We start from the raw sequence: 23796 nt of genomic DNA on the forward strand, positions 1-23796 counted from the left end.
TGACCACTGTGACCAGCGTCCTGCCTCGGCCGGTAGCGGCCACCGAACCCGTTGCCCGGCCGCGGCACTACGTGATGTGCCGCCCCGAGCACTTCGAGGTCCGCTACGCCATCAACCCGTGGATGCGGCCCGGTGAGCCCGTCGACCGCGAGCGCGCCGTCGCCCAGTGGGAAGCGCTGCGGCAGACCTACGTGGACCTGGGCCATCGGGTCGACCTGATCGACCCGGTCCCGGGCCTGCCCGACATGGTCTACGCCGCCAACGGCGCCACGGTCGTCGACGGCGTGGTGCTCTGCGCGCGGTTCCGCCACCCCGAGCGCGCGCCCGAGGCCGCCGCCCACCGCGCGTTCTTCGCCGCCGCCGGCTACCCGGTGGTGGAGCCGCGGTTCGTCAACGAGGGCGAGGGCGACCTGCTCGTCGTCGGCGACGTCGTGCTGGCCGGCTACGGGTTCCGCACCGACCCGCGCGCGCACGCGGAGGTCGCCGCCGTGTTCGAGCGCGAGGTCGTGCCGCTGGAGCTGGTCGACCCGCGCTACTACCACCTCGACACGGCCGTCGCCGTGCTCGACGACGCCACCATCGCCTGGCTGCCCGCCGCCTTCAGCCCGGCGGCGCAGGAGGAGCTGCGGGCCCGGTTCCCGGACGCGGTCGTCGCCTCCCCGGCCGACGCCGCCGTCCTCGGCCTCAACGCGGTGAGCGACGGCAGGCACGTCGTGCTGCCCGCGCAGGCCACCGGGCTGGCCGCGGCCCTGCGCGAGCGTGGGTACGAGCCCGTCCCGGTCGACCTGTCCGAGCTGCTCAAAGGGGGCGGCGGGCCGAAGTGCTGCACGCTGGAGGTGCGCTCATGACCCTGACCGACAGCCCGATCGACACCGCGATCGACACCCGGACCGGCACCGGCGCCACCGCGCTGCACGAACAGCTGGTGGACGAGCACTCGGCGCACAACTACCACCCGCTGCCCGTCGTCGTGGCCGAGGGCATCGGCGCGTGGGTCACCGACGTCGAGGGCCGCCACTACCTCGACTGCCTCGCCGGATACTCCGCCCTGAACTTCGGCCACCGCCACCCCGAGCTCGTCGCCGCGGCGCACCGGCAGCTCGACCGGCTGACCCTCACCAGCCGCGCCTTCGGCAACGACCAGCTCGGCCCGTTCTGCGCGGAGCTCGCCGCGCTCGTCGGCAAACAGCGCGTCCTGCCGATGAACACCGGCGCCGAGGCCGTCGAGAGCGGGCTCAAGGTCGCCCGCAAGTGGGGCTACGAGGTCAAGGGCGTGCCGGAGGACCGCGCCCGGATCGTCGTGGCCGCCGGCGGGTTCCACGGCCGCACGATCAGCATCGTCTCCTTCTCGACCGACCCGCAGGCGCGCGCCGGGTTCGGCCCGTTCACCCCCGGCTTCGACGTCGTGCCCTACGGCGACCTCGCCGCCCTGGAGGCGGCGATCACGCCGGAGACCGTGGCCGTGCTGCTCGAGCCGGTGCAGGGCGAGGCCGGGGTGATCGTGCCCCCGGACGGCTACCTGGCCGGCGTCCGTGAGATCTGCGACGCCGAGCGCGTGCTGTTCGTGGCCGACGAGGTGCAGTCGGGCCTCGGCCGCACCGGCCACGTCCTCGCCACCCGCGGCGCCGGCACCGACGCGGACGTCTACCTGCTCGGCAAGGCGCTCGGCGGGGGCATCGTGCCGCTGTCGGCCGTCGTGGCCGACGACGAGGTGCTCGGCGTGCTGCGCCCCGGCCAGCACGGCAGCACGTTCGGCGGCAACCCGCTCGCGTGCGCGGTCGGCCGGGCCGTGGTGGGCCTGCTCTGCGACGACGGCCCGCACGGGGTGCTCGCCGCCGCCCGCCGGCTCGGGCCGGTACTGCGGGAGAAGCTCACCGCGCTCGTCGGCGACGGCGTCGTCGCGGTCCGCACCGCGGGCCTGTGGGCGGGCGTCGACGTCGACCCGCACCTGGGCACCGGCCGGGACGTCTGCGAGGCGCTCGCCCGCCGCGGAGTGCTGGCGAAGGACACCCACGGCTCGACCATCCGGCTCTCCCCGCCGCTGGTCGTCACCGAGGAGGAGATCGGGTTCGCGGTCGACGCGCTCGCCCGCTCGCTGGCCGAGCTCGCCGGCAGGTGATCTCCACCCGGTAGGCTGCCCGCGGACGCACGCCGAGAGGGGAGCAGCACCGGGATGTTCTGGACGGTGGTGGGCTGGATCGTCTTCGGTCTGGTCGCGGGCTTCATCGCCCGCGCGATCGTGCCCGGCAAGGACGACATCGGCATCCTGCGCACGATCATCCTCGGCTGCGTCGGCTCGATCGTCGGCGGCCTGATCTTCGGGCTGCTCACCGTCGGGCTGCGCGGGTTCCAGCCGGCCGGCTGGATCGGCTCGATCATCGGCGCGGTGATCGTGCTCGTCGTCTACAACCGGGTCACCGGGCGCAAGCGCAACCGGGTCTAGCCCTCGCGCAGCGCCCCGTCGGTCCGCCGGTCCGGCCCGGCCGCCGAGCGGAACGGGTGCCCGTGCGGGCCCGCCTCGGCGAGCAGCTCGGGGCGCAGCATCCCGAACAGCGCGGTCAGCAGCAGCTCCGCGGTGTGCTCCGCGGGCTCGTGCGGCCGGTTGATGCTGCGCAGCAGCAGCAGGTTGACGATCATCCCGCTGACGTCGAGCGCGCTCGGGAACGGACGCAGCTCGCCCGTGCACTGCCCGTGCTCGATGAGGATCCGCAGCGGCGTGGGCACGGGGGCGAGCGTGCGCGGGTCGCTCTCGTCGGCGGGGTCCGGCGGGCCGCCCACCTTGATCGTGTACTCCTCCACGGCCGACCAGAAGGACGCGGTGAGCCTGCGGTGGCGCTCGCTGATGCGGGCGAGCGCCCGGATCTGGTCGGTGAGCGCGTCCACCACGGGGCGGCGCAGCGCGACGTCCCGCTCGGCCTGCCCCACGAGCGGGCGCACCATCGGGCCGTACACCGCGCCCATGAGCGCGTGCTTGGACGGGAAGTGGTTGTAGGCGGTCGCGGCGCTCACCCCGGCCGCGGCCGCGACGTCCTCCATGCGCGTGTCGGCCCACCCGTGGCTGCCGAACGACGCGTCGGCAGCATCCAGCAGCGCTCGTCGCGTTCGGTCACGCTTGGTGCGGGCGGCGCGGGCGCGCGGATCGTCCCGTTCGACGGGGTCGGTCGCTGCCATCGAGCGCAGCGTAACCGCTTTCGAGCCGAACTGCTCTTGACTCCAACTTGGTATGGACCCAAACTGCGTGCTTGAACGTCGAACGATCCCGATCACCGCAGGGCACGGCGGTGATCGGGGCACGAGAGGGGCCTCCGGGCGACGCCTGCGGTCGGGGGACGCACAGGTATCAGTCGCCGTCCCGGTCGCTCCTCCACGGCAGTGACGCACAACCAAGGCCCAGCACACGGGCAGCGGTAACACCGAGCACGACTCAGCACGATCGCAGTACGCGCCGTCCGGCCGTCCGGGCGGCGCGAGCCGCCGGGGAAGGCTCTGCCGGCGCAGGGGAGGGGAACCCGATGTTCGAGTCAGACCTGTTGTCCGATCATTCCTGTCGACGCCGCGGAACGGCCGCGCCCGGCGCCATCCCGCTCGTCACGGCGGCCCTGCGATGAACGGCCTCGCGGCGGTCGCCCCGGACGCGGTCCCCGTCGGCGACCCGGCCGGTGCCGGCGCCGTCGCGCCGCTTCCGGACGCCGCGATCGCCGAGCCGCCCGAGCTCGAGCCGGCGGCCGAGCCCGATCCACCGCTCATGGAGACGCTGCTGCGGGCCGCGGTCGCCGGGGAGCCGCACGCCCGCGAGCGCCTGCTCGCCGAGATCCACCCGCTCGTGCTGCGCTACTGCCGGGCCCGCCTGGGCAGGCAGGAGACCCTCATGGGCTCCGCCGACGACGTCGCGCAGGAGGTGTGCCTGGCGGTCGTCAACGCCCTGCCCGGCTACACGCTGCGCGGGCTGTCGTTCCGCGCGTTCGTCTACGGCATCGCCGCGCACAAGGTCACCGACGCGTTCCGGGCGATCGGCCGCAACCGGTCCGAACCGGTCGCCGACATCCCGGACACGCCGCTCACCCACGACGGCCCGGAGCACCACCTCCTGCAGGCCGAGCTGACCGAGCGGCTGGGGTCGCTGCTGCACACGCTCACGCCGCGCCAGCGCGAGGTGCTCGTGCTGCGCATCGCCGTCGGGCTCTCGGCGGAGGAGACCGCCCAGGCGGTCGGGTCCACGCCGGGGGCGGTCCGGGTCACCCAGCACCGGGCCCTCAACCGGCTGCGCCGCACGATCCTCGCGGCCGCGGGGGTCGACGCCGACGCGTCGGCCGACACGGTGTCCGACGGCGACGCCGACCTGGACGAGGAGGGGTAGGAACACCGGGTCATCGCCCGGTCGGGCCGTGCGGCCCTGCCGGTAACGGGATGCGGGCGGGGAGTAACCTGAGGAGATCAAGAGCGGCGAATCGAGGTGCGCCGCGCGAGATCCGGGGAGGCTTCGTGTCGGCTGGCCAGATCGCGGCGCTCATCGCCGCGGGGGCCTTCGTGGTCCTCGTGCTGCTGCTGGCCGTCCCGCTGCTGAAGCTGGGCCGCACGCTCGACGAGGCCACCATCGCCATCCGCAAGGCGCACGAGGGCGGTGACCCGCTGCTCAAGGACGCCCAGACCACGCTGCACCAGGTGAACACGCAGCTGGAGCGGGTCGACGGCATCACCTCGAGCGCGCGCACCGTGTCGAGCAACGTCTCGGTGCTCACGTCGCTGTTCACGGCCACGCTCGGCGGCCCGCTGGTGCGGGCGGCCGCGTTCAGCTACGGCCTGAGCAAGGCGATCAAGGCCCGCCGCGCCGGCCGGGACGCCGGCGCCCACTCGCGGCGCCGGAGGGGGCGGCGGCGGTGAAGCGCCTGTTCTGGCTCGGAGTGGGGGTCGCCGTCGGCGTGTACGCCACGCGGCGGGCCTCGGAGGCGGCCCGGGCCCTCACCCCGGCCGGGGTGGGCGCCAACCTCGCCGAGGGCCTGCGCGAGCTCGGGGCCGGGATCGGCGCGTTCGGCGCGGAGGTGCGCGCCGGCATGACCGAGCGGGAACACGAGCTCGCCGAGCTCGTGGAGCGGCGGACCGGGACCCCGATCCCGGCGCTGTCCGACGCCTTCGCCGACCCGGAACCCGCCCCGCCGCGCCGGGCGGCGCACCGCGGTCGAGCGCGCAGGGCAGGGGCCTGACGCGCCTCTGCCCGAGCCTGCGTCCCCCTGCCGTACCGCGTCCCTGCCGCTGCGGGAGACTGGGCCCCGCCGTGCCTGCCTCCCGCTCGACCCTTGGAAGCCAACCGTGCAGACCCACGAGATCACCCGTCGGTTCACCGAACACTTCGTCAACGCCGGCCACACCCGCGTGCCCAGCGCCTCGCTGATCCTCGACGACCCGAACCTGCTGTTCGTCAACGCGGGCATGGTGCAGTTCAAGCCGTACTTCCTCGGGCAGGTCCCGCCGCCGTACCCGCGGGCCACCTCGATCCAGAAGTGCGTGCGCACCGGGGACATCGACGAGGTCGGCAAGACCACCCGGCACAACACGTTCTTCCAGATGGCCGGGAACTTCTCCTTCGGCGACTACTTCAAGGAAGGCGCGATCGAGTACGCCTGGAGCCTGGTCACGAACAGCCAGGACGCCGGCGGCTACGGCTTCGACCCGGACCGCATCTGGGTCACCGTCTACCAGGACGACGACGAGGCGGTCGCCCTGTGGAAGCGCATCGCCGGGTTGCCCGACGAGCGGATCCAGCGCCGCGGGGGCAAGGACAACTACTGGGACATGGGCGTGCCCGGCCCCGGCGGGCCCTGCTCGGAGATCTACTTCGACCGGGGCCCCGAGCACGGCCGCGAGGGCGGCCCCGTCGCCGACGAGGACCGCTACCTCGAGATCTGGAACCTCGTCTTCATGCAGGACGAGCGGGGGGAGCTGTCCCCCAAGGACGGGCACCCGCCGATCGGCAGCCTGCCGAAGAAGAACATCGACACCGGCATGGGCGTCGAGCGGGTCGCCTACCTGCTGCAGGGCGTCGACAACGTCTACGAGACCGACCTGGTCCGGCCGGTCATCGCCCGGGCCGAGGAGTTCTCCGGCCGCCGCTACGGGGCCGACCCCACCGACGACGTGCGTTTCCGCATCATCGCCGACCACGCCCGGTCCGGCGTCATGATCATCGGCGACGGGGTCATCCCCTCCAACGAGGGCCGGGGCTACGTGCTGCGCAGGCTGTTGCGCCGCATCGTCCGCTCGGCCCGCCTGCTCGGCGTGCACGAGCCGGTGCTCGGCTCGTTCGCCGAGGTCGTGCGGGACACGATGGGCCCGGCCTACCCCGAGCTGGTCACCGACTTCGAGCGCATCTCGGCCGTGATCAGGGCCGAGGAGGAGGCCTTCCTCGCCACGCTCACGGCGGGGTCGAAGATCTTCGACACCGCCGTGGCCGCCACCAGGCAGTCCGGTGGCACGCAGCTCTCCGGCGACAAGGCCTTCCAGCTGCACGACACCTACGGCTTCCCGATCGACCTCACGCTCGAGATGGCCGCCGAGGCCGGGCTCACGGTCGACGAGCAGGGCTTCCGCCGGCTGATGGACGAGCAGCGGGCCCGGGCCAAGGCCGACGCCGCCAAGCACAAGGTGGGCCACGGCGACGCCTCGGTCTACCGGGCCGTCCTCGACACGGCGGGCACCAGCGAGTTCCTCGGCTACACCGATCTGGCCGCCGAGGGGCGGGTGGTCGGCCTCGTCGTCGACGGCGCGGGCGTGCCCGCCGCCGGCACCGGCAGCGCGGTGGAGGTGATCCTCGACCGCACGCCGTTCTACGCCGAGGGCGGTGGCCAGCTCGCCGACACCGGCTGGATCCGCGGCGACGGGTTCACCATCGAGGTCTCCGACGTCCAGTCGCCGGTCACGGGGCTGATCGTGCACCGCGGCACGGTGACCGAGGGGGAGGCCCGGGTGGACGCCACCGTCCACGCCGAGGTGGACACCGCCCGGCGCGCCGCGGTGTCGCGGTCGCACTCGGCCACCCACCTCGTGCACGCCGGGATGCGCAAGCACCTCGGTGACGCCGCCGCCCAGGCCGGTTCGCTCAACGCCCCCGGCCGCCTGCGGTTCGACTTCACCTCACCCGGTGGCGCCGTGCCGGCGTCGGTGCTGGCCGACGTCGAGGACGAGGTGAACGCCGTCCTGCAGAACGACGAGGAGGTCCGCTGGTTCGTGACCTCCCAGGACGAGGCCCGCAAGCTCGGTGCGCTCGCGCTGTTCGGCGAGAAGTACGGCGACAAGGTGCGCATCGTCGAGATCGGCGACTACTCCCGCGAGCTGTGCGGCGGCACCCACGTGCACCGCTCCGGCCAGCTCGGCCTGGTGAAGCTGCTGTCGGAGTCGTCGATCGGTTCCGGCGTGCGCCGGGTCGAGGCGCTGGTCGGGCTCGACGCGTTCCGCTACCTGGCCAAGGAGCACGTGCTCGTCTCCCAGCTGGCCGAGCAGTTCAAGGCCCGCCCCGAGGAGCTGCCCGAGCGCATCGGCGGCATCGTGGAGCGGCTGCGCCAGGCCGAGCGGGAGCTGGAGAAGGTCCGCGCCGAGGCGGTGCTGTCCTCGGCCGGCGCGCTCGCCGACGGCGCCGAGGACGTCGACGGGATCGCGCTCGTCGCGGTCGCCGCCCCGGAGGGGGTCAGCGGCAACGACCTGCGTGCGCTCGCCTCCGACGTGCGCGGCCGGCTGGGCGCCCGGCCCGGGGTCGTGGCGCTGTTCTCCGCCGCCGGGGAGAAGGTGTCGTTCGTCGTGGCCACCACGGCCGCGGCCCGCGAGCGGGGGCTCGCCGCCGGGAAGCTCATCCCGGAGTTCGCCCCGGCCGTGGGCGGGCGCGGCGGCGGCAAGCCCGACCTCGCCCAGGGCGGCGGTACCAACCCCGCCGGCATCCCGGACGCGATCGCCGCGCTGCGCGCCGCCATCCGCGCGTGAAACCGGGGCGCTACCTCGGCATCGACGTCGGCGCCGTCCGGGTCGGGGTGGCGATCTGCGACCCGGGCGGCGTGCTGGCCACCCCGCTCGCGACCGTGCCGCGCGACGTCGAGGGTGGCTCCGACGTGCGCGCGATCGCGACGCTCGTCGCCGAGCACGAGGTGGTCGGGGTGGTCGTCGGGCTGCCGCGCACCCTCGCGGGGCGCGACGGCCCGGCCGCCCAGGCCGCCCGCGCCTTCGCCGACGCACTGGCCGCGGCGCTGGACGTCCCCGTCGAGCTGTCCGACGAGCGGCTCACGACGGTGGTGGCCACCCGGCAGCTGCGCGAGCGCGGGGTGAAGGGCCGCAAGCAGCGCGCGGTGGTCGACCAGGCCGCCGCCGTCGCGATCTTGCAGGGCTGGTTGGACGCCCGGCGCCGCTGATCGTCCTCCCGGCTCCGGCCGGGCACCCGCCGCTGCCGGCGCCCCCACCGGATGGCTACTCTCCGGTCTCGTGAACCCGGACGGATGGGACCAGCGACGGCCGACCCGCCCCCCGGGTGCAGGCGAGGGGCCGGGCCACCGTCCCGGCCCGCCGCCCCGCCCGCAGGGCAGGCCGCTGCCGCGGGTCGGGGCGGGACCGTCCCTGCACCCCGGCCCTCCTGCGCCCGATCCGGGTCCCCCCACGGTGCCCGTGCCCGCCGTGGGCCCGCGGATGGCCGGCGGGCCGCGGCGCCCGCCCGGGCCGCCGGAGGGCGGCCCGCAGCCCGCGCGGCCGGAGGGGCCGCCTCCGCCCGGCCCGCGCCGCGAGGCGCCGCGGGCGCAGCAGCCCCCGGCGGTCCAGCAGCCCGAGCCCGACGAGCCGCAGGCGGCGCCGCGCACCAAGCGCAGGCGCGCACCGGTGGTGCTGGCCGCGCTGTTCCTGCTCGGCGTGGTCGTCGCGGGCGGGGCGTACACCTACCTCACCTGGTTCTCCGTGCCCGACTACGAGGGCGCGGGCACGGGCGACGTGGTCATCGAGATCGAGGAGGGCGACTCGACGCGCCGGATCGGCGTCGTGCTCGCCGAGAACGGCGTCGTCGCGGCCCCGGAGTCGTTCGTCCGCGCGGCCGAGGACGACGAGCGGATCCGCTCCGTCCAGCCGGGCTTCTACCAGATGCGCAGGCAGATGTCGGGCGCCGCGGCCGTGGCGATGTTGCTGGACCCGGCGTCCCGCGTCGGTCAGCTCGACGTCCGCGGGGGTGTGCAGCTCGACGACACGCGGGCGCCCGACGGCACCGTCGCCCCCGGCGTGCTCAGCCTGATCTCGCAGGCCTCCTGCGCCCGCATCGACGGGCAGGAGAGCTGCGTCTCGGTCGACGAGCTGCGCACCGCCATGATGGAGACCGACCCGGCCGAGCTCGGCGTGCCGGAGTGGGCGTTGGAGAACGTCAGCGCGGCCGAGCCGGCGCGGCGGCTCGAGGGCCTGATCGTGCCCGGCCGCTACGACGTACCGCCCGGGGCGCCCGCGGTGGAGGTGCTGCGCGGCCTGCTCGCCACCTCGGGGGAGCGCCTCGAGGCGTCCGGCCTCGTCGCGGGCGCGCAGAGCATCGGCTCCACGCCCTACGAGGTGCTCACGATCGCCTCGCTCGTGGAGAAGGAGGCGATCAACCCGGACATGCCGAAGGTCGCCCGCGTGATCTACAACCGGCTCGGCGCGGGCAGGCGGCTCGAGCTCGATTCGATGGTCAACTACCCGCTGGACCTGCAGGCGCTGCGCACCACCGCGGAGGACCGGGCCCGGCCGGGCCCCTACAACAGCTACCAGGTGGCGGGCCTGCCACCCACGCCGATCGCGGCGGCGGGCAGGGAGGCCATCGCCGCGGCGCTGAACCCCGAGCCGGGCCCGTGGCTGTATTTCGTGCGGTGCCAGACCGACGGCACGTCCTGCTTCGCCGAGACGCTCGAGGAGCACAACGCGAACGTCCGTGCCGCCCGGCAGAACGGGGCGTTCTGAGCTACTCCGGGCGGCCGAAGAACCCGGGCGGGGGCGTCGGTGACGGGGTGGCGGTGCCGTCGACGGGCACGGCGGCGCCCCGGGTGAACCGGCGCAGGTCGGCGCCGGTGAGCACCCGCGCCGGGAACGGGTCGCCCGCGGCCCTGCGGGTGAGCGCCGGGACCGGGAGCGGCGCCGCGGACCCGACGAGCACCAGGTTGCCGAACCGCCGCCCGTGCAGCAGCTGCGGCGCGGCGATCACCGCCACCTCGGGGAACACCGTCATGACGGCGGCGACCTGGGTGCGGGCGAACGCGAGCGTCCCGCCGTCGGCGACGTTCGCCGCGTAGACCCCGTCCGGGGCGAGGACCGCGGCCGCGGCGCGGACGAACTGCACCGACGTCAGGTGGGCGGGGGTGCGGGCGCCCGCGAACACGTCGAGCACCACCAGGTCCGTCGACCCGGCCGCGATGCGGGTGAGCGCGGCGCGGGCGTCGCCGACGGTGACCTCGATGCCCGTTCCGTCGGCGGGCAGCCGGGAGGACACGAGGTCGACCAGGCCCGCGTCCAGCTCGACCACGCGCTGCGGCGACCCGGGGCGGGTGGCGGCGATGTAGCGGGCCAGCGTCCAGGCGCCCCCGCCGAGGTGCAGCGCGCGGATCGGCTCGGTCGGCGGGGCGATCAGGTCGGCGACGTGGGCCAGCCTGCGGACGTACTCGAACTCCAGGTGTGTGGGGTCGTCGAGGTCGACGTGCGACTGTGCGGTGCCGTCGAGCAGCAGGGTCCAGCCCTGCGGGCGGTCGGGGTCGCCGACGAGCTCGGCCGTGGCGTGGTCCACCTCGGCGGTGATGACCGCCCGTGCCGTCCGCACGTCGCGCTGCTGCACGCTTCGATCCTGCCCCGCCCGAGGCACCTGGATGCACACCGGTCCGACGTTTCGCGCGTCGCAGAACCCGGTTGTCCACCTCGCGCCCCGCCCATCCACAGCTCCGCCGCACCCCTCGACCGCCGCCGCCCACCGGCCGAGCATCGAGCCGGAACCGATGGACGCGACGGAAGGGGAAGCGATGGATGCGGTCGTGCTGGCGGTCGGGGCGTTCGCCACCGCCGGGGTCGGGGCGGGCGCAGGCGCGCGGGTGCTGCTCCGGCGGCTGCGGCGGGGCACGCGGATCCCGCCGCCGTGGTGCGAGGTGGTGGTCGGCGTGGCGTGGGCGGCCACCGGGGCGCTGTGGGCGGCGGGCCGGCTGCCCGGGGCGTGGGTGCCCGCCGTGCTCGGGGTGGGGTGGCTCGCGGTCGCGGCGGGGGTGGTCGACCTGCGGCACCACCGGTTGCCCGACGCGCTCACGCTGCCCGCGCTCCCGGCCGCTCTGCTGCTCCTGGCGCCGGTGGGGCCCGCCGCCGTGGCCAGGGGAACGGCGGGTGCGGCGGTGGCGGCGGGCGTGCACGCCGCGGTCCACCTGGTCGACCGGCGCGCGGTCGGCGCGGGCGACGTCAAGCTCGCCGCCCCGCTGGGGGCCGTCCTCGCGGCCGCGGCCTGGCCCGCGCTCGCGGCGGCGGCGGTGCTCGCGGCGCTGCTCACCGCGGTGCTCGGCGCAGCGCTCGCCGTGGTGCTCGCCGGGGTCGGCGCGGTGGGCGCCCGGGGCGGTGTGCCGTTGCCGGCCGGGGGTGGCGGCCCCGCGCGGGCGGGCCCGGGGAGGAGTCCGAGGCCGGCGGGGCGGGCCGTCCCGCACGGCCCGTCGATGCTGGCGGCCACCTGGCTGGTCGCGGTGGCCGCGTTGGCGCTGGGCGCGGGGGGTGGGTGAGCGGTGGGGTGAGACAATCGCGCTCGTGCTGCGCTGGATCACCGCCGGGGAGTCCCACGGCCCTGCCCTCGTCGCCGTGCTGGAAGGCATGGTGGCCGGGGTCGAGATCACCACCAAGGAGCTCGCCGCGGAGCTGGCCCGGCGCCGGCTCGGCCACGGTCGTGGCGCGCGGATGAAGTTCGAGGCCGACGAGCTCGAGGTCATCGGCGGGATCCGGCACGGGGTCACCCAGGGCGGCCCGGTCGCGGTGCGCATCGGCAACACGGAGTGGCCGAAGTGGGAGGCCGTCATGGCGGCCGACCCCGTCGACCCCGAGCTGATCGCGGGTCGCGCTCGCAACGCGCCGCTCACCCGGCCCCGCCCCGGCCACGCCGACTACGCCGGGATGGTGAAGTACGGCTTCGACGACGCGCGGCCGGTGCTCGAACGCGCCAGCGCGCGCGAGACGGCGGCCCGGGTGGTGCTCGGCACCGTCGCGAAGGCGTTCCTGGCGCAGGCGTTCGACGTGTCGATCGTGTCGCACGTGGTGGCGCTCGGCTCCGTGGAGGCGCCCGAGGGCGAGGCCCCCGGCCCGAACGACCTGGACCGGGTGGACGCGAGCCCGGTGCGGGCGTGGACCGAGGAGGCCACCCAGGCGATGGTCGCCGAGGTCGACGCGGCGCAGAAGGACGGCGACACGCTCGGCGGCGTCGTCGAGGTGATCGCCTACGGCCTCCCCGTGGGCATCGGCTCGTACGTGCAGAGCGACCGCAGGCTCGACGCCCGGCTCGCCGGGGCGCTGATGGGCATCCAGGCGATGAAGGGCGTCGAGATCGGCGACGGGTTCCGCACGGCCCGCCGCCGCGGCAGCGCCGCACACGACGAGATGGTGCCCGGCGACCCGGTGCGGCGGCTGTCCAACCGGGCGGGCGGCATCGAGGGCGGCATGACCAACGGCGAGCCGGTGCGCGTGCGGGTCGCGATGAAGCCGATCTCGACCGTCCCGCGGGCGCTGCGCACCGTCGACGTGGCCACCGGCGAGCCGGCGCAGGCCATCCACCAGCGCTCCGACGTCTGCGCGGTCCCCGCGGCCGGTGTGGTGGCCGAGGCGATGGTCGCGCTCGTGCTCGCCGACGCGGCGCTGGAGAAGTTCGGCGGCGACTCCCTCGCGGAGACCCGCCGCAACCTCCGCGGCTACCTCGACGCCATCCGCGAGGCCTGACCCGCGAGTCGCGCCCTGGATGCGCGCGAGTCGCGCTCCGAGTGCGGGCGAGTCGCGCTCTGCGTGTCGGCGAGTCGGGGCCTGGGTGCGCGCGGGTCGCGGGCCGGATGCGCGCGAGTCGGGCTCACCTGCCCGTGAGTCGCGGTGCGGCGTGCGCGCAGGAGGCCCGGTCACCCCGACGAGCCGGCCGGCCCCTGCTCAGCCGCGGCGGAGGTAGCCGGGTGCCGCCTGCATCGCGAGCCATGTCCGGGCCGCCCGGGTCACCGCGTCGCGCCCGTCCTCGGCCGGCGCGATCCACCCGCTCGGGCCGTCCGGCACCCGGCCGCACCCGCCGCGGACCCCACGGCCGGCCCTCCCGTTGCGGGCCGTGGGTCGGCGGCCGGTGTCGGCCGCTACTGGTGCTCGGCCCGACGCCGCTCGCCGCGACCGCGGTGGACGCCCGCGTGGAAAGCGGCCGCGCGGTCGGCCGGCCTGCTGCGCTGCTCGCAGCGATCGCCGCCGAGGCCCCGGGTGTTCTCGGTGCCCGGGTCGGCGCCGAACGGGGCGAACGGTGTGCCCGTGCCGGCCCCACCCGGCGTGCGCAGCTGCGGCTCGAGGTGCGTCTGGCGCCGGCGGCGGGGGAGCGGCAGCTGCTCGCGGGCGGGCGTGGGCCCGTCCGGCGGCGGGGGCGTGTCGTCCGGTGCGGTCACCGATCGCCCTCGCTGGGCTGTTCGCTCTCGCGTTGCGTCACCGGCTGCTCCGATCATGCGGAATCGCGGTTCCTGCGCACCATATCTGATCACCAACCGGTGCGCCGCGGGGGAGCCTCGCACATCCCCGCATCGGGGACGACGCGGCGGTCACTACGCTGGGCGCGTGCCTTCCGAGACTCGCCCCACGCTGGTCGTCGTCGGTCCCCCGGGGGCCGGGAAGACCACGGTCGGTCGCGTGCTGGCTCGGCGGCTCGGGGTCGGGTTCGCCGACGCGGACGCGCTGATCGAGGAGCGCACCGGCAAGTCGATCCCCGACCTGTTCGTCGAGGACGGCGAGGAGGGGTTCCGGCGCATCGAGCGCGAGGTCGTCGCGGAGGCGCTGCGGACCCACGACGGCGTGCTCGCCCTCGGCGGCGGCGCGGTGCTGTCGGAGCAGACGCGGGCGCAGCTGCGGGAGCACCGGGTCGTGTACCTGTCGGTGGGGCTCGCCGACGGCCTGCGCCGCACCGGCATGTCCACGGCGCGGCCGCTGTTGTCGGGGGTCAACCCGCGCGCCACGTTCAAGGCGCTGCTCGACGCGCGGGCGCCGCTGTACAAGGAGGTCGCGACGGTGCAGGTCGCGACCGACCGGTGCAGCCCGAACCAGGTGGCCCGGGCGGTGCTGGAGGCGCTCGGCGAGGCCCCCGCCTCCGCGCCCGACGACCCGGTCGACCCGGACGACCCGCTGGACCGGCCCACCCCGCACGGGGGTGCGCCGCTGCCGGACCCGACCGTCCGGGCCTGACCCGCACGGTCATAGGGTGATCGCCGTGAGTGCGACGGTGCGGATCGACGTGGCCACCGAACGGCCCTATCCGGTGCTGGTGGGCCGCGGGGTCCGCGCCGAGCTGGCGGGCACCGTCACGGGACTCGGCGCGGCGGCCGCTCTGGTCGTGCACCAGCCCGCACTGGCCGAGCTCGCGGAGGCGGTCCGCGCCGAGCTGGAGGGCGCGGGGATCGACGCCCACCGCGTGGAGGTCCCCGACGCCGAGGAGGGCAAGGCCCTTCCGGTCGCCGGGTTCTGCTGGGAGGTCTGCGGGCGGATCGGGCTCACGCGCAACGACGTCGTGGTGTCGCTGGGCGGCGGGGCGGTCACCGACCTCGCCGGGTTCGTCGCGGCGACGTGGATGCGCGGCGTGCGGGTCGTGCACGTGCCGACCACGCTGCTCGCGATGGTCGACGCGGCCGTCGGCGGCAAGACCGGCATCAACACCGCCGCAGGCAAGAACCTGGTCGGTGCGTTCCACGAGCCGTCCGCGGTGCTCGTCGACCTCGCGGTGCTCGACACCCTGCCCGAGGCGGAGCTCGTGGCGGGGAGCGCGGAGATCGTCAAGACGGGGTTCATCGCCGACCCGGTGATCCTGGAGCGGATCGAGGCCGACCCGCGGGCCGCGCTCGACCCGGCGGGCCCGGTGCTGGCGGAGCTGGTGGAGCGCTCGATCCGGGTGAAGGCCGACGTGGTGGCGGCCGACCTGCGCGAGTCGCACCTGCGGGAGATCCTCAACTACGGCCACACCCTCGGCCACGCGATCGAGCGGCGCGAGGAGTACCGGTGGCGCCACGGCTCGGCGGTCAGCGTCGGGCTGGTGTTCGCCGCCGAGCTGGCGCGGGCCGCCGGCCGGCTGGACGACGCGACCGCCGACCGGCACCGGGCGGTGCTGTCGGCCATCGGCCTCCCGGTCACCTACGTGCCGGGCGTGCTGCCCGAGCTGGTCGAGTCGATGCGCGGGGACAAGAAGGCGAGGGCGGGCACGTTGCGGTTCGTGGTGCTGGACGGGCTGGCGAAACCGGGCCGCCTGGAAGGCCCAGGTCAGGGATTGCTGGAGCGCGCCTACGCGGCGGTGGCGGCATGAGCCGGGTCCTCGTGCTCAACGGCCCCAACCTCGGTCGGCTCGGCACCCGCGAGCCGGCGGTCTACGGCCGCACCACCTACGCCGACCTCGTGGCGATGTGCGAGCGCACCGGCTCGGAGCTGGGACTGCAGGTCGAGGTGCGCCAGACCGACCACGAGGGCGAGATGCTCGGTTGGCTGCACGAGGCCGCCGACGCGGGCGCGCCGGTGGTGCTGAACGCGGGCGCCTGGACCCACACCTCGGTGGCGGTGCGCGACGCCTGCGCCCAGCTCACCGCGCCGCTGATCGAGGTGCACATCACGAACGTCCACAAGCGCGAGGAGTTCCGCCACCACTCCTACCTGTCCGGGGTCGCCACCGGGGTGATCGTCGGGCTCGGCGTGGACGGCTACCTGCTCGCGCTGCGGTGGATCGCAGGCCACACCCGGGCGACCGCCTGACGGCCCGCCCGCGGGCACATAGGGTGGCCGCCATGCCCTTCACCGCCCGCAGGGCGGCCCTGCGCGCCCTGTTGCCCGGCGCGGGCGTCGACGCCCTGCTCGTCACGGACCTGGTCAACGTCCGCTACCTGAGCGGCTTCACGGGCTCCAACGCGGCGCTGCTCGTCCACGCCGACGGCGACGACCGCAGCCGCATCTGCACCGACGGCCGGTACGCCACCCAGGTGGCCGCCGAGGTGCCGGACCTCGCGGCCGTGATCGAGCGCGCCTGCGCCGTGGAGCTCGCGAAGCGGGCGGCGAAGCTCTCCGTCGAGCGGCTCGGCTTCGAGTCCGACGTCGTCACCGTCGACGGGTACGAGGCCCTGGTCGAGGCCGCGGGCGGCGTGCCGCTGGTGCGGGCGCCCGGGCTGGTGCAGCGGCTGCGCGCGGTGAAGGACGCCGCCGAGGTGGAGGCGCTGCGGCGCGCCTGCTCGGTGGGCGACGCGGCGTTGGCCGAGCTGCTCGAGGCGGGCGGGCTGCGCCCCGGGCGCACCGAACGGGAGGTGGCGCTCGACCTGGAGAACCGGATGCGCGCCCACGGCGCCGACGGGCCCGCGTTCCCGACGATCCTCGCCGCGGGTGCGAACTCGGCGGTGCCGCACCACCGGCCCACCGACGCGCAGCTGCAGCGCGGCGACCTCGTGAAGATCGACTTCGGGGCGCTCGTCGACGGCTACCACTCCGACATGACCCGCACCCTCGTGCTCGGCCCGGCCGCCGACTGGCAGCGCGAGCTGCACGCGCTGGTCGCCGAGGCCCAGGCCGCCGGGCGGGCCGCGCTCGTGCCCGGCGCCGAGGTCACCCGGGTCGACGCCGCCGCCCGGGACGTGGTGGAGCGGGCCGGGCGCGGTGACCAGTTCGTGCACGGGCTGGGGCACGGGGTCGGGCTGCAGATCCACGAGGCGCCGTACGTTGGCCGCACCGGCACCGGGTCGCTGGCGGCGGGCATGGTGGTGACCGTGGAGCCCGGCGTCTACCTGGAGGGGAAGGGTGGCGTGCGCATCGAGGACACGCTCGTGGTGCGCCACGCCGACCCCGAGCTGCTCACCCACACCACGCGCGAGCTGCTCGAAGTCTGACGGTATCCTGGATGGCGGACGACGGCGCCGCTCTAGCGCGCCGCTTCATGAGCTAACCCCGGCGCGCGCGAACCGCCCTCTGGTGTCCTGCGCGCCCCCGCGACAGACGCAAGGAGTCAGGCGCACGTGGCCACGACGAACGACCTCAAGAACGGTCTGGTGCTCAACCTGGACGGCCAGCTGTGGTCGGTCACGGCGTTCCAGCACGTGAAGCCCGGCAAGGGCGGCGCCTTCGTGCGCACCACGCTGAAGAACGTGGTGACCGGCAAGGTGGTCGACAAGACCTTCAACGCCGGCACCAAGGTCGACACCGCCACCGTGGACCGGCGCGACATGACCTACCTCTACCGGGACGGGTCCGACTTCGTGTTCATGGACTCCGACACCTACGACCAGATCCCGATCCCGGAGAGCATCGTGGGTGACGCGGCGAACTACATGCTCGAGAACCAGGCCGCGATGGTGGCCTTCCACGAGAGCACCCCGCTCTACGTGGAGCTGCCCACGTCGGTCGAGCTCGTGGTCTCCCACACCGACCCGGGCCTGCAGGGCGACCGCTCCACCGGGGGCACGAAGCCCGCCACCCTCGAGACCGGCGCAGAGATCCAGGTCCCGCTGTTCGTCAACACCGGCGACAAGGTCAAGGTGGACACCCGCGACGGGCGCTACCTCGGCCGCGTATCCAGCTGATGCCCAAGCGCCTTCGCAGGGCCCGCACGAGGGCGCGCAAGCGGGCCCTCGACATCCTGTTCGAGTCGGAGGCCAGGGGGGACGACCCCCTGGCCGTGCTCGCCCACCGGCGGCAGACCGACGACGCGCCGCCGGTGTCGGACTACGCCGCGACGCTCGTCGAGGGCGTCGTCGCCCACCAGGAGCGCATCGACCAGCTCCTCGCCGAGCACGCCGAGGGCTGGACCGTCGCGCGCATGCCCGCGGTCGACCGCACCCTGCTGCGCATCGGCGTGTTCGAGCTGCTCTGGATGGACGAGATCGACGACCCGGTGGCGATCACCGAGGCCGTGGAGCTGGCGCGCACGCTGTCCACCGACGACAGCCCGCGCTTCATCAACGGCGTGCTCGGTCGCATCGCCGACATCGCCGAGCACCTGCGCGCCACCCGCTAGCCCGCCACCGGCGAGAGCACCGCACCGACCGCCAGGCCGAACACCAGCAGGGCGCCGGCCTGGCGCACGTGCACCCAGGCGAGCGCCGCGTACCACAGCGGCCACACCGGGAAGCCCGCCGGCGGCTCCTGCGGCGGCGGGCGGCGGAAGTGCGGCCACACCTTCGCCAGCCGCGGCAGCGCGAGCACCGCGACGAGCGCTGGCCACGGCATCGCGCCCACGAGGACGCAGCCGGCCACCAGCGCGTAGAAGGCGACCATCAGCCCGAGCGTGACGGCGCGGGCGCGGCGTTCGCCGAGGATCACCGGCAGCGTGCGGATGCCCTGCGGCGCATCGAACGGGATCTTGTCGACGTGCTTGCCCATCAGCACGGTCGTGCACAGCAGGCCGTAGGGCAGCGACGCGAGCAGCACCGGCCACGTGATGGACCCCGTCGCGGCGTAGTAGGTGCCGCCGACCATGAGCGGGCCCCACACCACGAGCACGTCCGGCTCCCCGAGCCCGCGCTTCTTCAGCCGCAGCGGTGGCGCGGTGTAGGCGACGCTCAGCACGAAGCCGGCCACCGCGAACGCCACCACCGGCAGCCCCCGCGCCGCCGCGAGCACCGCGAGGATCACCAGGTCGGCCGCGTTGACCAGCACGATCGCGGTGATCAGCGTGCGCCGCGAGACCAGGCCGGACAGCACCGGGTGCGGCGCGTAGAGGGCGCGGGGGTAGGTTGCGGTGTCGCTGCCCGCCTGCGCGTCGAACAGGTCGTTCATCAGGTTGTTGGCGACGTGCGCGAGCACGATCCCGGCGACGGCGAGCGCGAGCAGGCCTGCGTCGAAGCCGGGCGCCCCGACGGCGAGCAGGGCGGCCACCAGCCCCGAGACCAGGGTCATCGGCAGCACCGCGGCCCTGGTCACGACGATCCACAGGGTGACGGGGTCCATCGGCCCGCCGGGCGGCGGGTTGGTGGTGCGCAGCGCGTAGAGCCAGGACGACAGCCGGGACCGACCGGCGCGGGCCTCGCTCACCCGGCGAGCGTACGCCCGCGCCCCCGCCCGGCTACCGGATGAACCGGTCGACGAAGTCGGCGCCCAGCCCCACCTTCTCGTAGTGCTCGCGGCACAGGTCGATGTAGTCGAACACGTCGAACGTCCCGTTCGGCTTGCCGTTCTCGTCCAGCCAGATCAGCGGCCCGGTGACGTTGAACGTGATGCGGGTCGGCTCGCCGATGTCGTAGGTGACGAGCGTGTGCCCCTCGCCCGGCGCCTCGTAGACGAAGTCGCCCGCGGTGGCGACCCAGTCGTGCTCGAGGTAGCCCCACTTGCCCGAGATCGTGTACGCGAACACCTGGTGCGGGTGGTAGTGCCGGTTCACCAGGCCCGCGCCGCGCGCCATGAGCACGTCGCACCAGCGGTTCTGGCTGGTGGAGATGAACAGCGGGCGGGTGCCGACCGTCTCCGACAGCGGGGCGTAGTAGCGGTCGTCGTCGATCGGCCCGTCGGAGACGTGCAGGTCGGGCAGGGCGCCCGGCCGGAAGACGTTCTCGATGGGCGCGATGTCGTGCCAGAACTCGGTCATGGCGTCACCTTCCCCGGGCCCGGCCGCCGGGGCCTTCCCCAGCGTGCACGGCGTCCGATCGAGCGCGTACCGCGCGCGCCCGCCACTCCCGGGGCGGGCAGCCGTAGGTGGCCCGGAACACGCGGCTGAAGTGGTCGGGGTTGGTCATGCCCCACGAGCTGCAGATCGACTCGATGGTGCAGCCGGCGAGCGCCGGGTCGGCGAGGTCGCGCCGGCAGCGCTCCAGCCTGCGCTGCTGCACGAACCGCGACACGGTGATCCCCTCGGCGCGGAACAGCTTGTGCAGGTAGCGCACGGAGATGAAGTGCGCGTTCGCGATCCGCTCCGGGCCGAGGGCGGGGTCGGCGAGGTGCTCCTCGATGTAGGCGTGGATGCGGTGGCGCAGCAGCGCCGCCGGGTCGCCGGGCGCTGCGGGCCTGCCGGTGTCGAACAGCGACCGCAGCAGGCCGACCATGCTGTCGGCGAGCGCGTCGGACTCGGCGACGGTGCCCTCGTCGAGCCCGTCGAGGAGCCCGGCGAGGAACGGGCCGACGTGGGCCGCGAGGCCCGTTCCGCCCGGGATGCGCAGGGCCGTGCGCGCCCCGATGTGGTCGGCGTGCGGGCCGAGCAGGTACTTCGGGAAGTTGAAGACGATGAGCTCGAACGGCCCGTCGGCGCGGTCGCAGACGACGTCGATCGTGAACGGCCGGGACGTGTCGTGGGTGGTGAGGTCCCCGGGCACGAGCTCGCTCGCCCGGTCGGCCTGACCGACCCGGCAGACGCCGCGGCGCACGAGGTACAGCTGCAGCTCCTCGGGATCGCCCTGGCGGATGGTGCTCGGGGTGCGCAGGCAGGTGTTCGGGTCGCCGGTGATGCGGAACGCCTGGATGGGGCCGAGGTGGTGGCCGAGGACGCGGCCGAAGAACGGCTCCGCGGGAGAGCGGTCGGGCCGCAGCGCGATCCGCAGCGGGAAGAAGATCTTCGACGCGGCCTCGTGCCAGCAGGCGAACCGCTCCCGCGGCGGAACGGTGCGCGTGTCGACGAGGACGGCCATCGTCGAACCGCCTCCTCGCGATCGGCTGTCCCCCTCGGAACACGAGCCATCACAGTGGCGCCGTCGACGCGGTGTCAAGCGGGTCCCCGCGTGGTGGAAGGGAAGCCGGGCGGTGATCGCGATCCGCGCCGTCGTGCACTGCTGCCGCGCGCCCGTGCACGGGTGCGGTGCGCGGGGCCGCGCCGCGGCGGCGGCCCCACTAGCGTCCGGCGCACCGATCCTCGAGGGGCAGTTCCTCGAGGGGCAGTGCACGCAGGGGGAGTGATGCGGGCGGTCGTGACCCGCGAGGCCGGGGTCATGGAGGTCGGCGAGGTGCCCGACCCGGGAGCGCCGGGTGCCGGGCAGGTGCTGCTGCGACCGGAGGCCGTCGGGATCTGCGGGTCGGACCTGCACTTCCTCACCGCGGAGCTGAGGACGCCGCCCGCGTTCGGCCCGCAGTTCCCGCGCGTGCAGGGCCACGAGTTCGCCGCCGTGGTGGAGGCGCTCGGCCCGGGCTGTCCCCCCGGGCTCGCGGTGGGGCGGCGGGTGGCCGTGCACCCGCTGTCGTCGTGCGGGACGTGCCGGGCCTGCCGGGTGGGGCGCGGGAACGCGTGCCCGAACTTCCGGCTGGTGGGCGTGCACGTCGACGGCGCGCTGGCCGAACGCGTCGTCGTGGCGGCGGACCAGGTGTTCGACGTCGGCGAGCTGCCGGCGGCCACCGCCGCGTTCTGCGAGCCGATGTCGATCGCCGTGCGGGCCCTCGAACGCGGGAGGGTGGCCGAGGGGGAGCGGGTCGTCGTGCTCGGGGCCGGGCCGATCGGCCAGGCGGTGACGATCGGGGCCCTCGACCGCGGTGCCCGCGTCCTGGTCACCGACGTCGCCGCGGGCCGGCTCGCCCCGGCGGCCGCGGCGGGGGCCGACGTACTCGACGCCACGGCGGACGGGGTCGTACCGAAGGCCCGCGAGTGGGCCGAGGGCGGCGGACCCGCGGTCGTGGTCGACTGCACCGGGGTGCCCTCGGCCATCGCCGACGGCGTGGCGATGGTGGCGCCCGCTGGGCGGGTCGTCGTGGTCGGCATCTCCCACCGGACGGTCGAGCTGCCGGTGAACGCCTTCACCGAGAAGGAGATCGACGTGCTCGGCTCCACGGTGTGCACCGGGGCGGACTTCGCCGAGGCCGTCCGGCTGGTCGGCAGGCGCCGCGCGCAGGTGGAGCGGCTGATCACGCACCAGGTGCCGCTCGCGGAGGCGCCCGCCGCCGTCGAGCACGCGTTGCACCACCCCGGGGATGTGATGAAGCTCGTGATCCGGACGGAGGGGGCGTAGCGGTGGGCCTGCTCGCGGGGAAGGCCGCCGTCGTCACCGGCGCGGCAGGCGGGATCGGCCGCGGCGTCGCGCGCGAGCTGGCCCGCGAGGGCGCATCCGTGCTGGTCTCCGACCTGGGGTCGGCGGCACGCGGCGGCGAGGAGACCGTGGCGCTGATCGAGGACGAGGGCGGCACGGCGGCGTTCACGCCGTGCGACGTGACCTCCGAGCGGGACTGCGCCGCGCTCGTGGCCGCCGCGCTGGAGCGGTTCGGTCGCCTCGACTGCGCGGTCAACAACGCCGGCATCGCCGTGCACAAGCCCCTCGCCGACGTGACCGAGGAGGAGTACGACCGCGTCCTCGGCGTGAACCTGAAGGGCGTGTTCCTCGGCATGCGAGCCCAGATCCCGGCGATGGTCGAGCGCGGCGGCGGCGCGATCGTCAACGTCGCGTCGGTGGCGGGCCTGCAGGCCGTGCCGCTGATCAGCCCCTACACCGCGAGCAAGCACGGGATCATCGGGCTCACGCGCAACGCCGCGAAGGAGTACGGGGAAGCGGGCGTGCGCGTGAACGCCGTCTGCCCGAACGCGATCCGCACCCCGCTGATGGACGCGTCGCCGCCGGAGCTCGTGGAGGAGCTGATCCGCCCACAGGCGATCAAGCGCGTCGGCGAGCCCGAGGAGGTCGGGTTCGCCGTGGCCTACCTGTGCTCGGATCGAGCCGCGTTCGTGACCGGCGTGGCGCTCCCCGTGGACGGGGGCTACGCGGCCTGACGCGCCCGGGCCGCGGGACCGGGCCGCTGGGTCAGGCGCTGGGCCGGGCCTCGGGCGGCAGGACGCCCCAGTCGATCAGCTGGTCGGTGAGCTCACCGGGCGTCATGTCGTAGATGATCGACAGCGACCGGAGGTCCTCGGAGCGGATCGAGAGCACCTTGCCGTTGTAGTCGCCGCGCTGGCTCTGGATCGCCGCGGCGTAGCGGGCGAGCGGGCCGACCTTGTCGGCGGGGAGCTGCTGGAGCCGTTCGAGGTTGATCACGATCTTCGTGGCGGGCTCCGACCCGGACGGGACGCGGCCCTCGGGAAGCAGCTCGGCGACCGGAACGCCGTAGAAATCTGCCAGCTCGGCCAGCTTCTGCACGGTGACGGCGCGGTCACCGCGCTCGTAGGAGCCCACCACGACGGCCTTCCAGCGACCGCCGGACTTCTGCTCGACGCCGTGCAGCGACAACCCCTGCTGCTGCCGGATGGCGCGGAGCTTCCCGCCGAGCGCCTTGGCGTAGTCGCCCATCTGGCGACCTCCTCACTTGCTGCTGGCTCGGCCGCGGGACCGAGCTGTTCCAGTGGTGCTGCTGTCCCGGCGCACACGGCACCGGTCCTCGCGCCCCGGGTGGACCCCCCGCAACCGCGGCCACCCAGGGAGCAATGCCTAGATACGGAGAGTAATCATGCGCTCGCCCCGACAATCGGTCAAGTTGTCGTCCCCCTCCCGGTGCCACAGTGGACACAGACCACTCGAACGGCTGATCGAGCGTCCCCCGCCAGCCGTTACGCCGTCCGCTGCGGGCGCACGACCCCCCAGATGGTCTCAGCCGCACCATCGCACTGTGACGGGTGGGGTATGTGTGGGGGGCCGCGGAGGGTACGGGGTGTGACATCCGCGATGCGGCGGCGCGCGAGCGGGGGGTCGCGGGCGGGCCGCTGGTAGCGTCCGGATGACCGGTTCC

26 protein-coding genes are annotated in these 23796 nt (G+C 74.9%); 19 read left to right on the forward strand and 7 right to left on the reverse strand.

What is annotated here, in order from left to right:
- Positions 1 to 8: 8 nt before the first annotated feature.
- The 3 genes from ddaH to VKZ81_RS34525 are packed head-to-tail and all read left to right on the forward strand — an operon-like array spanning position 9 to position 2443.
- A complete protein-coding gene (gene ddaH, locus VKZ81_RS34515) occupies positions 9 to 848 on the forward strand; it encodes a dimethylargininase (protein WP_349255549.1) in 840 nt (279 codons plus the stop codon).
- Positions 845 to 2119 carry an ornithine--oxo-acid transaminase gene (gene rocD / locus VKZ81_RS34520; protein WP_324245969.1) on the forward strand — a complete coding sequence of 425 codons (1275 nt, stop codon included), beginning with the start codon at positions 845 to 847 and terminating at the stop codon, positions 2117 to 2119. Before ddaH ends, rocD begins: the two co-directional genes overlap by 4 nt.
- Positions 2120 to 2173: 54 nt before the next feature.
- Entirely contained in the window at positions 2174 to 2443 is a 270-nt protein-coding gene (locus VKZ81_RS34525) for a GlsB/YeaQ/YmgE family stress response membrane protein (RefSeq protein ID WP_324245970.1), read from the forward strand.
- Here VKZ81_RS34525 and VKZ81_RS34530 read toward each other — a convergent pair.
- Entirely contained in the window at positions 2440 to 3171 is a 732-nt protein-coding gene (locus tag VKZ81_RS34530) for a TetR/AcrR family transcriptional regulator (protein WP_324245971.1), read from the reverse strand. The two genes, VKZ81_RS34525 and VKZ81_RS34530, sit on opposite strands and share 4 nt — an antisense overlap.
- Positions 3172 to 3745: 574 nt before the next feature.
- Between VKZ81_RS34530 and shbA the strand changes: the two genes are divergently transcribed.
- From shbA to VKZ81_RS34560, 6 genes are all read left to right on the forward strand, one after another.
- On the forward strand, positions 3746 to 4357 hold the full coding sequence (gene shbA / locus VKZ81_RS34535) for an RNA polymerase sigma factor ShbA (protein ID WP_324246012.1): 612 nt from the start codon (positions 3746 to 3748) through the stop codon (positions 4355 to 4357).
- Between the two features lie 125 nt (positions 4358 to 4482).
- Complete coding sequence (locus tag VKZ81_RS34540) at positions 4483 to 4881, forward strand: DUF948 domain-containing protein (protein ID WP_324245972.1); 399 nt, start codon at positions 4483 to 4485, stop codon at positions 4879 to 4881.
- Positions 4878 to 5201 (forward strand): hypothetical protein, encoded by a 324-nt coding sequence (locus tag VKZ81_RS34545; protein WP_324245973.1) that lies wholly within the window; start codon positions 4878 to 4880, stop codon positions 5199 to 5201. Before VKZ81_RS34540 ends, VKZ81_RS34545 begins: the two co-directional genes overlap by 4 nt.
- A gap of 106 nt (positions 5202 to 5307) precedes the next feature.
- On the forward strand, positions 5308 to 7968 hold the full coding sequence (gene alaS, locus VKZ81_RS34550) for an alanine--tRNA ligase (RefSeq protein WP_324245974.1): 2661 nt from the start codon (positions 5308 to 5310) through the stop codon (positions 7966 to 7968).
- Complete coding sequence (ruvX, locus tag VKZ81_RS34555) at positions 7965 to 8390, forward strand: Holliday junction resolvase RuvX (protein WP_324245975.1); 426 nt, start codon at positions 7965 to 7967, stop codon at positions 8388 to 8390. Before alaS ends, ruvX begins: the two co-directional genes overlap by 4 nt.
- Before the next feature lie 250 nt (positions 8391 to 8640).
- Positions 8641 to 9942, forward strand: coding sequence for an endolytic transglycosylase MltG (locus VKZ81_RS34560; protein ID WP_324245976.1), 1302 nt, complete (start codon positions 8641 to 8643; stop codon positions 9940 to 9942).
- A 1-nt stretch (position 9943) separates the two neighbouring features.
- Here the strand turns inward: VKZ81_RS34560 and VKZ81_RS34565 are convergent, their stop codons facing one another.
- A complete protein-coding gene (locus VKZ81_RS34565) occupies positions 9944 to 10807 on the reverse strand; it encodes a spermidine synthase (RefSeq protein WP_324245977.1) in 864 nt (287 codons plus the stop codon).
- A 181-nt stretch (positions 10808 to 10988) separates the two neighbouring features.
- Between VKZ81_RS34565 and VKZ81_RS34570 the strand changes: the two genes are divergently transcribed.
- Both VKZ81_RS34570 and aroC read left to right on the forward strand, forming a co-directional pair.
- Positions 10989 to 11723: a prepilin peptidase gene (locus tag VKZ81_RS34570; RefSeq protein WP_324245978.1), complete on the forward strand. Its 735-nt coding sequence runs from the start codon at positions 10989 to 10991 to the stop codon at positions 11721 to 11723.
- Positions 11724 to 11748: 25 nt separating this feature from the next.
- Positions 11749 to 12924: a chorismate synthase gene (aroC, locus tag VKZ81_RS34575; RefSeq protein ID WP_324245979.1), complete on the forward strand. Its 1176-nt coding sequence runs from the start codon at positions 11749 to 11751 to the stop codon at positions 12922 to 12924.
- Between the two features lie 392 nt (positions 12925 to 13316).
- Here the strand turns inward: aroC and VKZ81_RS34580 are convergent, their stop codons facing one another.
- Complete coding sequence (locus VKZ81_RS34580) at positions 13317 to 13613, reverse strand: hypothetical protein (protein ID WP_324245980.1); 297 nt, start codon at positions 13611 to 13613, stop codon at positions 13317 to 13319.
- Between the two features lie 166 nt (positions 13614 to 13779).
- Here VKZ81_RS34580 and VKZ81_RS34585 point away from each other — a divergent pair, with 166 nt between their 5' ends.
- The 6 genes from VKZ81_RS34585 to nusB all read left to right on the forward strand — a co-directional run bounded on the left by VKZ81_RS34585 (position 13780) and on the right by nusB (position 18190).
- Positions 13780 to 14400: a shikimate kinase gene (locus VKZ81_RS34585; protein WP_324245981.1), complete on the forward strand. Its 621-nt coding sequence runs from the start codon at positions 13780 to 13782 to the stop codon at positions 14398 to 14400.
- Positions 14401 to 14425: 25 nt separating this feature from the next.
- The gene (gene aroB / locus VKZ81_RS34590) at positions 14426 to 15508 is read left to right on the forward strand and encodes a 3-dehydroquinate synthase (RefSeq protein ID WP_324245982.1); all 1083 of its coding nucleotides are present in this window, start codon (positions 14426 to 14428) and stop codon (positions 15506 to 15508) included.
- Entirely contained in the window at positions 15505 to 15948 is a 444-nt protein-coding gene (gene aroQ, locus VKZ81_RS34595) for a type II 3-dehydroquinate dehydratase (protein WP_324245983.1), read from the forward strand. The genes aroB and aroQ overlap by 4 nt, the downstream gene beginning before the upstream one ends.
- Before the next feature lie 32 nt (positions 15949 to 15980).
- Positions 15981 to 17066 carry a M24 family metallopeptidase gene (locus tag VKZ81_RS34600; protein ID WP_324245984.1) on the forward strand — a complete coding sequence of 362 codons (1086 nt, stop codon included), beginning with the start codon at positions 15981 to 15983 and terminating at the stop codon, positions 17064 to 17066.
- Positions 17067 to 17192: 126 nt separating this feature from the next.
- Positions 17193 to 17756, forward strand: a complete 564-nt coding sequence (gene efp / locus VKZ81_RS34605; protein WP_324245985.1) for an elongation factor P — start codon at positions 17193 to 17195, stop codon at positions 17754 to 17756.
- Positions 17756 to 18190: a transcription antitermination factor NusB gene (gene nusB, locus VKZ81_RS34610; RefSeq protein WP_324245986.1), complete on the forward strand. Its 435-nt coding sequence runs from the start codon at positions 17756 to 17758 to the stop codon at positions 18188 to 18190. The genes efp and nusB overlap by 1 nt, the downstream gene beginning before the upstream one ends.
- Here nusB and VKZ81_RS34615 read toward each other — a convergent pair.
- From VKZ81_RS34615 to VKZ81_RS34625, 3 genes are read right to left on the reverse strand one after another with little or no spacing between them, the layout of a single operon-like run.
- Positions 18187 to 19206, reverse strand: coding sequence for a prenyltransferase (locus VKZ81_RS34615; RefSeq protein ID WP_324245987.1), 1020 nt, complete (start codon positions 19204 to 19206; stop codon positions 18187 to 18189). The genes nusB and VKZ81_RS34615 overlap by 4 nt on opposite strands.
- A 31-nt stretch (positions 19207 to 19237) precedes the next feature.
- Positions 19238 to 19756 carry a 2,4'-dihydroxyacetophenone dioxygenase family protein gene (locus tag VKZ81_RS34620; RefSeq protein ID WP_324245988.1) on the reverse strand — a complete coding sequence of 173 codons (519 nt, stop codon included), beginning with the start codon at positions 19754 to 19756 and terminating at the stop codon, positions 19238 to 19240.
- Between the two features lie 4 nt (positions 19757 to 19760).
- Complete coding sequence (locus VKZ81_RS34625; RefSeq protein ID WP_324245989.1) at positions 19761 to 20789, reverse strand: AraC-like ligand-binding domain-containing protein; 1029 nt, start codon at positions 20787 to 20789, stop codon at positions 19761 to 19763.
- A gap of 264 nt (positions 20790 to 21053) precedes the next feature.
- Between VKZ81_RS34625 and VKZ81_RS34630 the strand changes: the two genes are divergently transcribed.
- Both VKZ81_RS34630 and VKZ81_RS34635 read left to right on the forward strand, forming a co-directional pair.
- Positions 21054 to 22094 carry an alcohol dehydrogenase catalytic domain-containing protein gene (locus VKZ81_RS34630; RefSeq protein WP_324245990.1) on the forward strand — a complete coding sequence of 347 codons (1041 nt, stop codon included), beginning with the start codon at positions 21054 to 21056 and terminating at the stop codon, positions 22092 to 22094.
- A 2-nt stretch (positions 22095 to 22096) separates the two neighbouring features.
- Positions 22097 to 22846, forward strand: coding sequence for an SDR family NAD(P)-dependent oxidoreductase (locus VKZ81_RS34635; protein ID WP_324245991.1), 750 nt, complete (start codon positions 22097 to 22099; stop codon positions 22844 to 22846).
- A 31-nt stretch (positions 22847 to 22877) separates the two neighbouring features.
- Here the strand turns inward: VKZ81_RS34635 and bldD are convergent, their stop codons facing one another.
- Positions 22878 to 23360 carry a transcriptional regulator BldD gene (bldD, locus tag VKZ81_RS34640; RefSeq protein WP_324245992.1) on the reverse strand — a complete coding sequence of 161 codons (483 nt, stop codon included), beginning with the start codon at positions 23358 to 23360 and terminating at the stop codon, positions 22878 to 22880.
- Positions 23361 to 23796 lie beyond the last annotated feature (436 nt).

The organism is Pseudonocardia sp. (assembly GCF_035305885.1).
Classification (GTDB): domain Bacteria; phylum Actinomycetota; class Actinomycetes; order Mycobacteriales; family Pseudonocardiaceae; genus Pseudonocardia.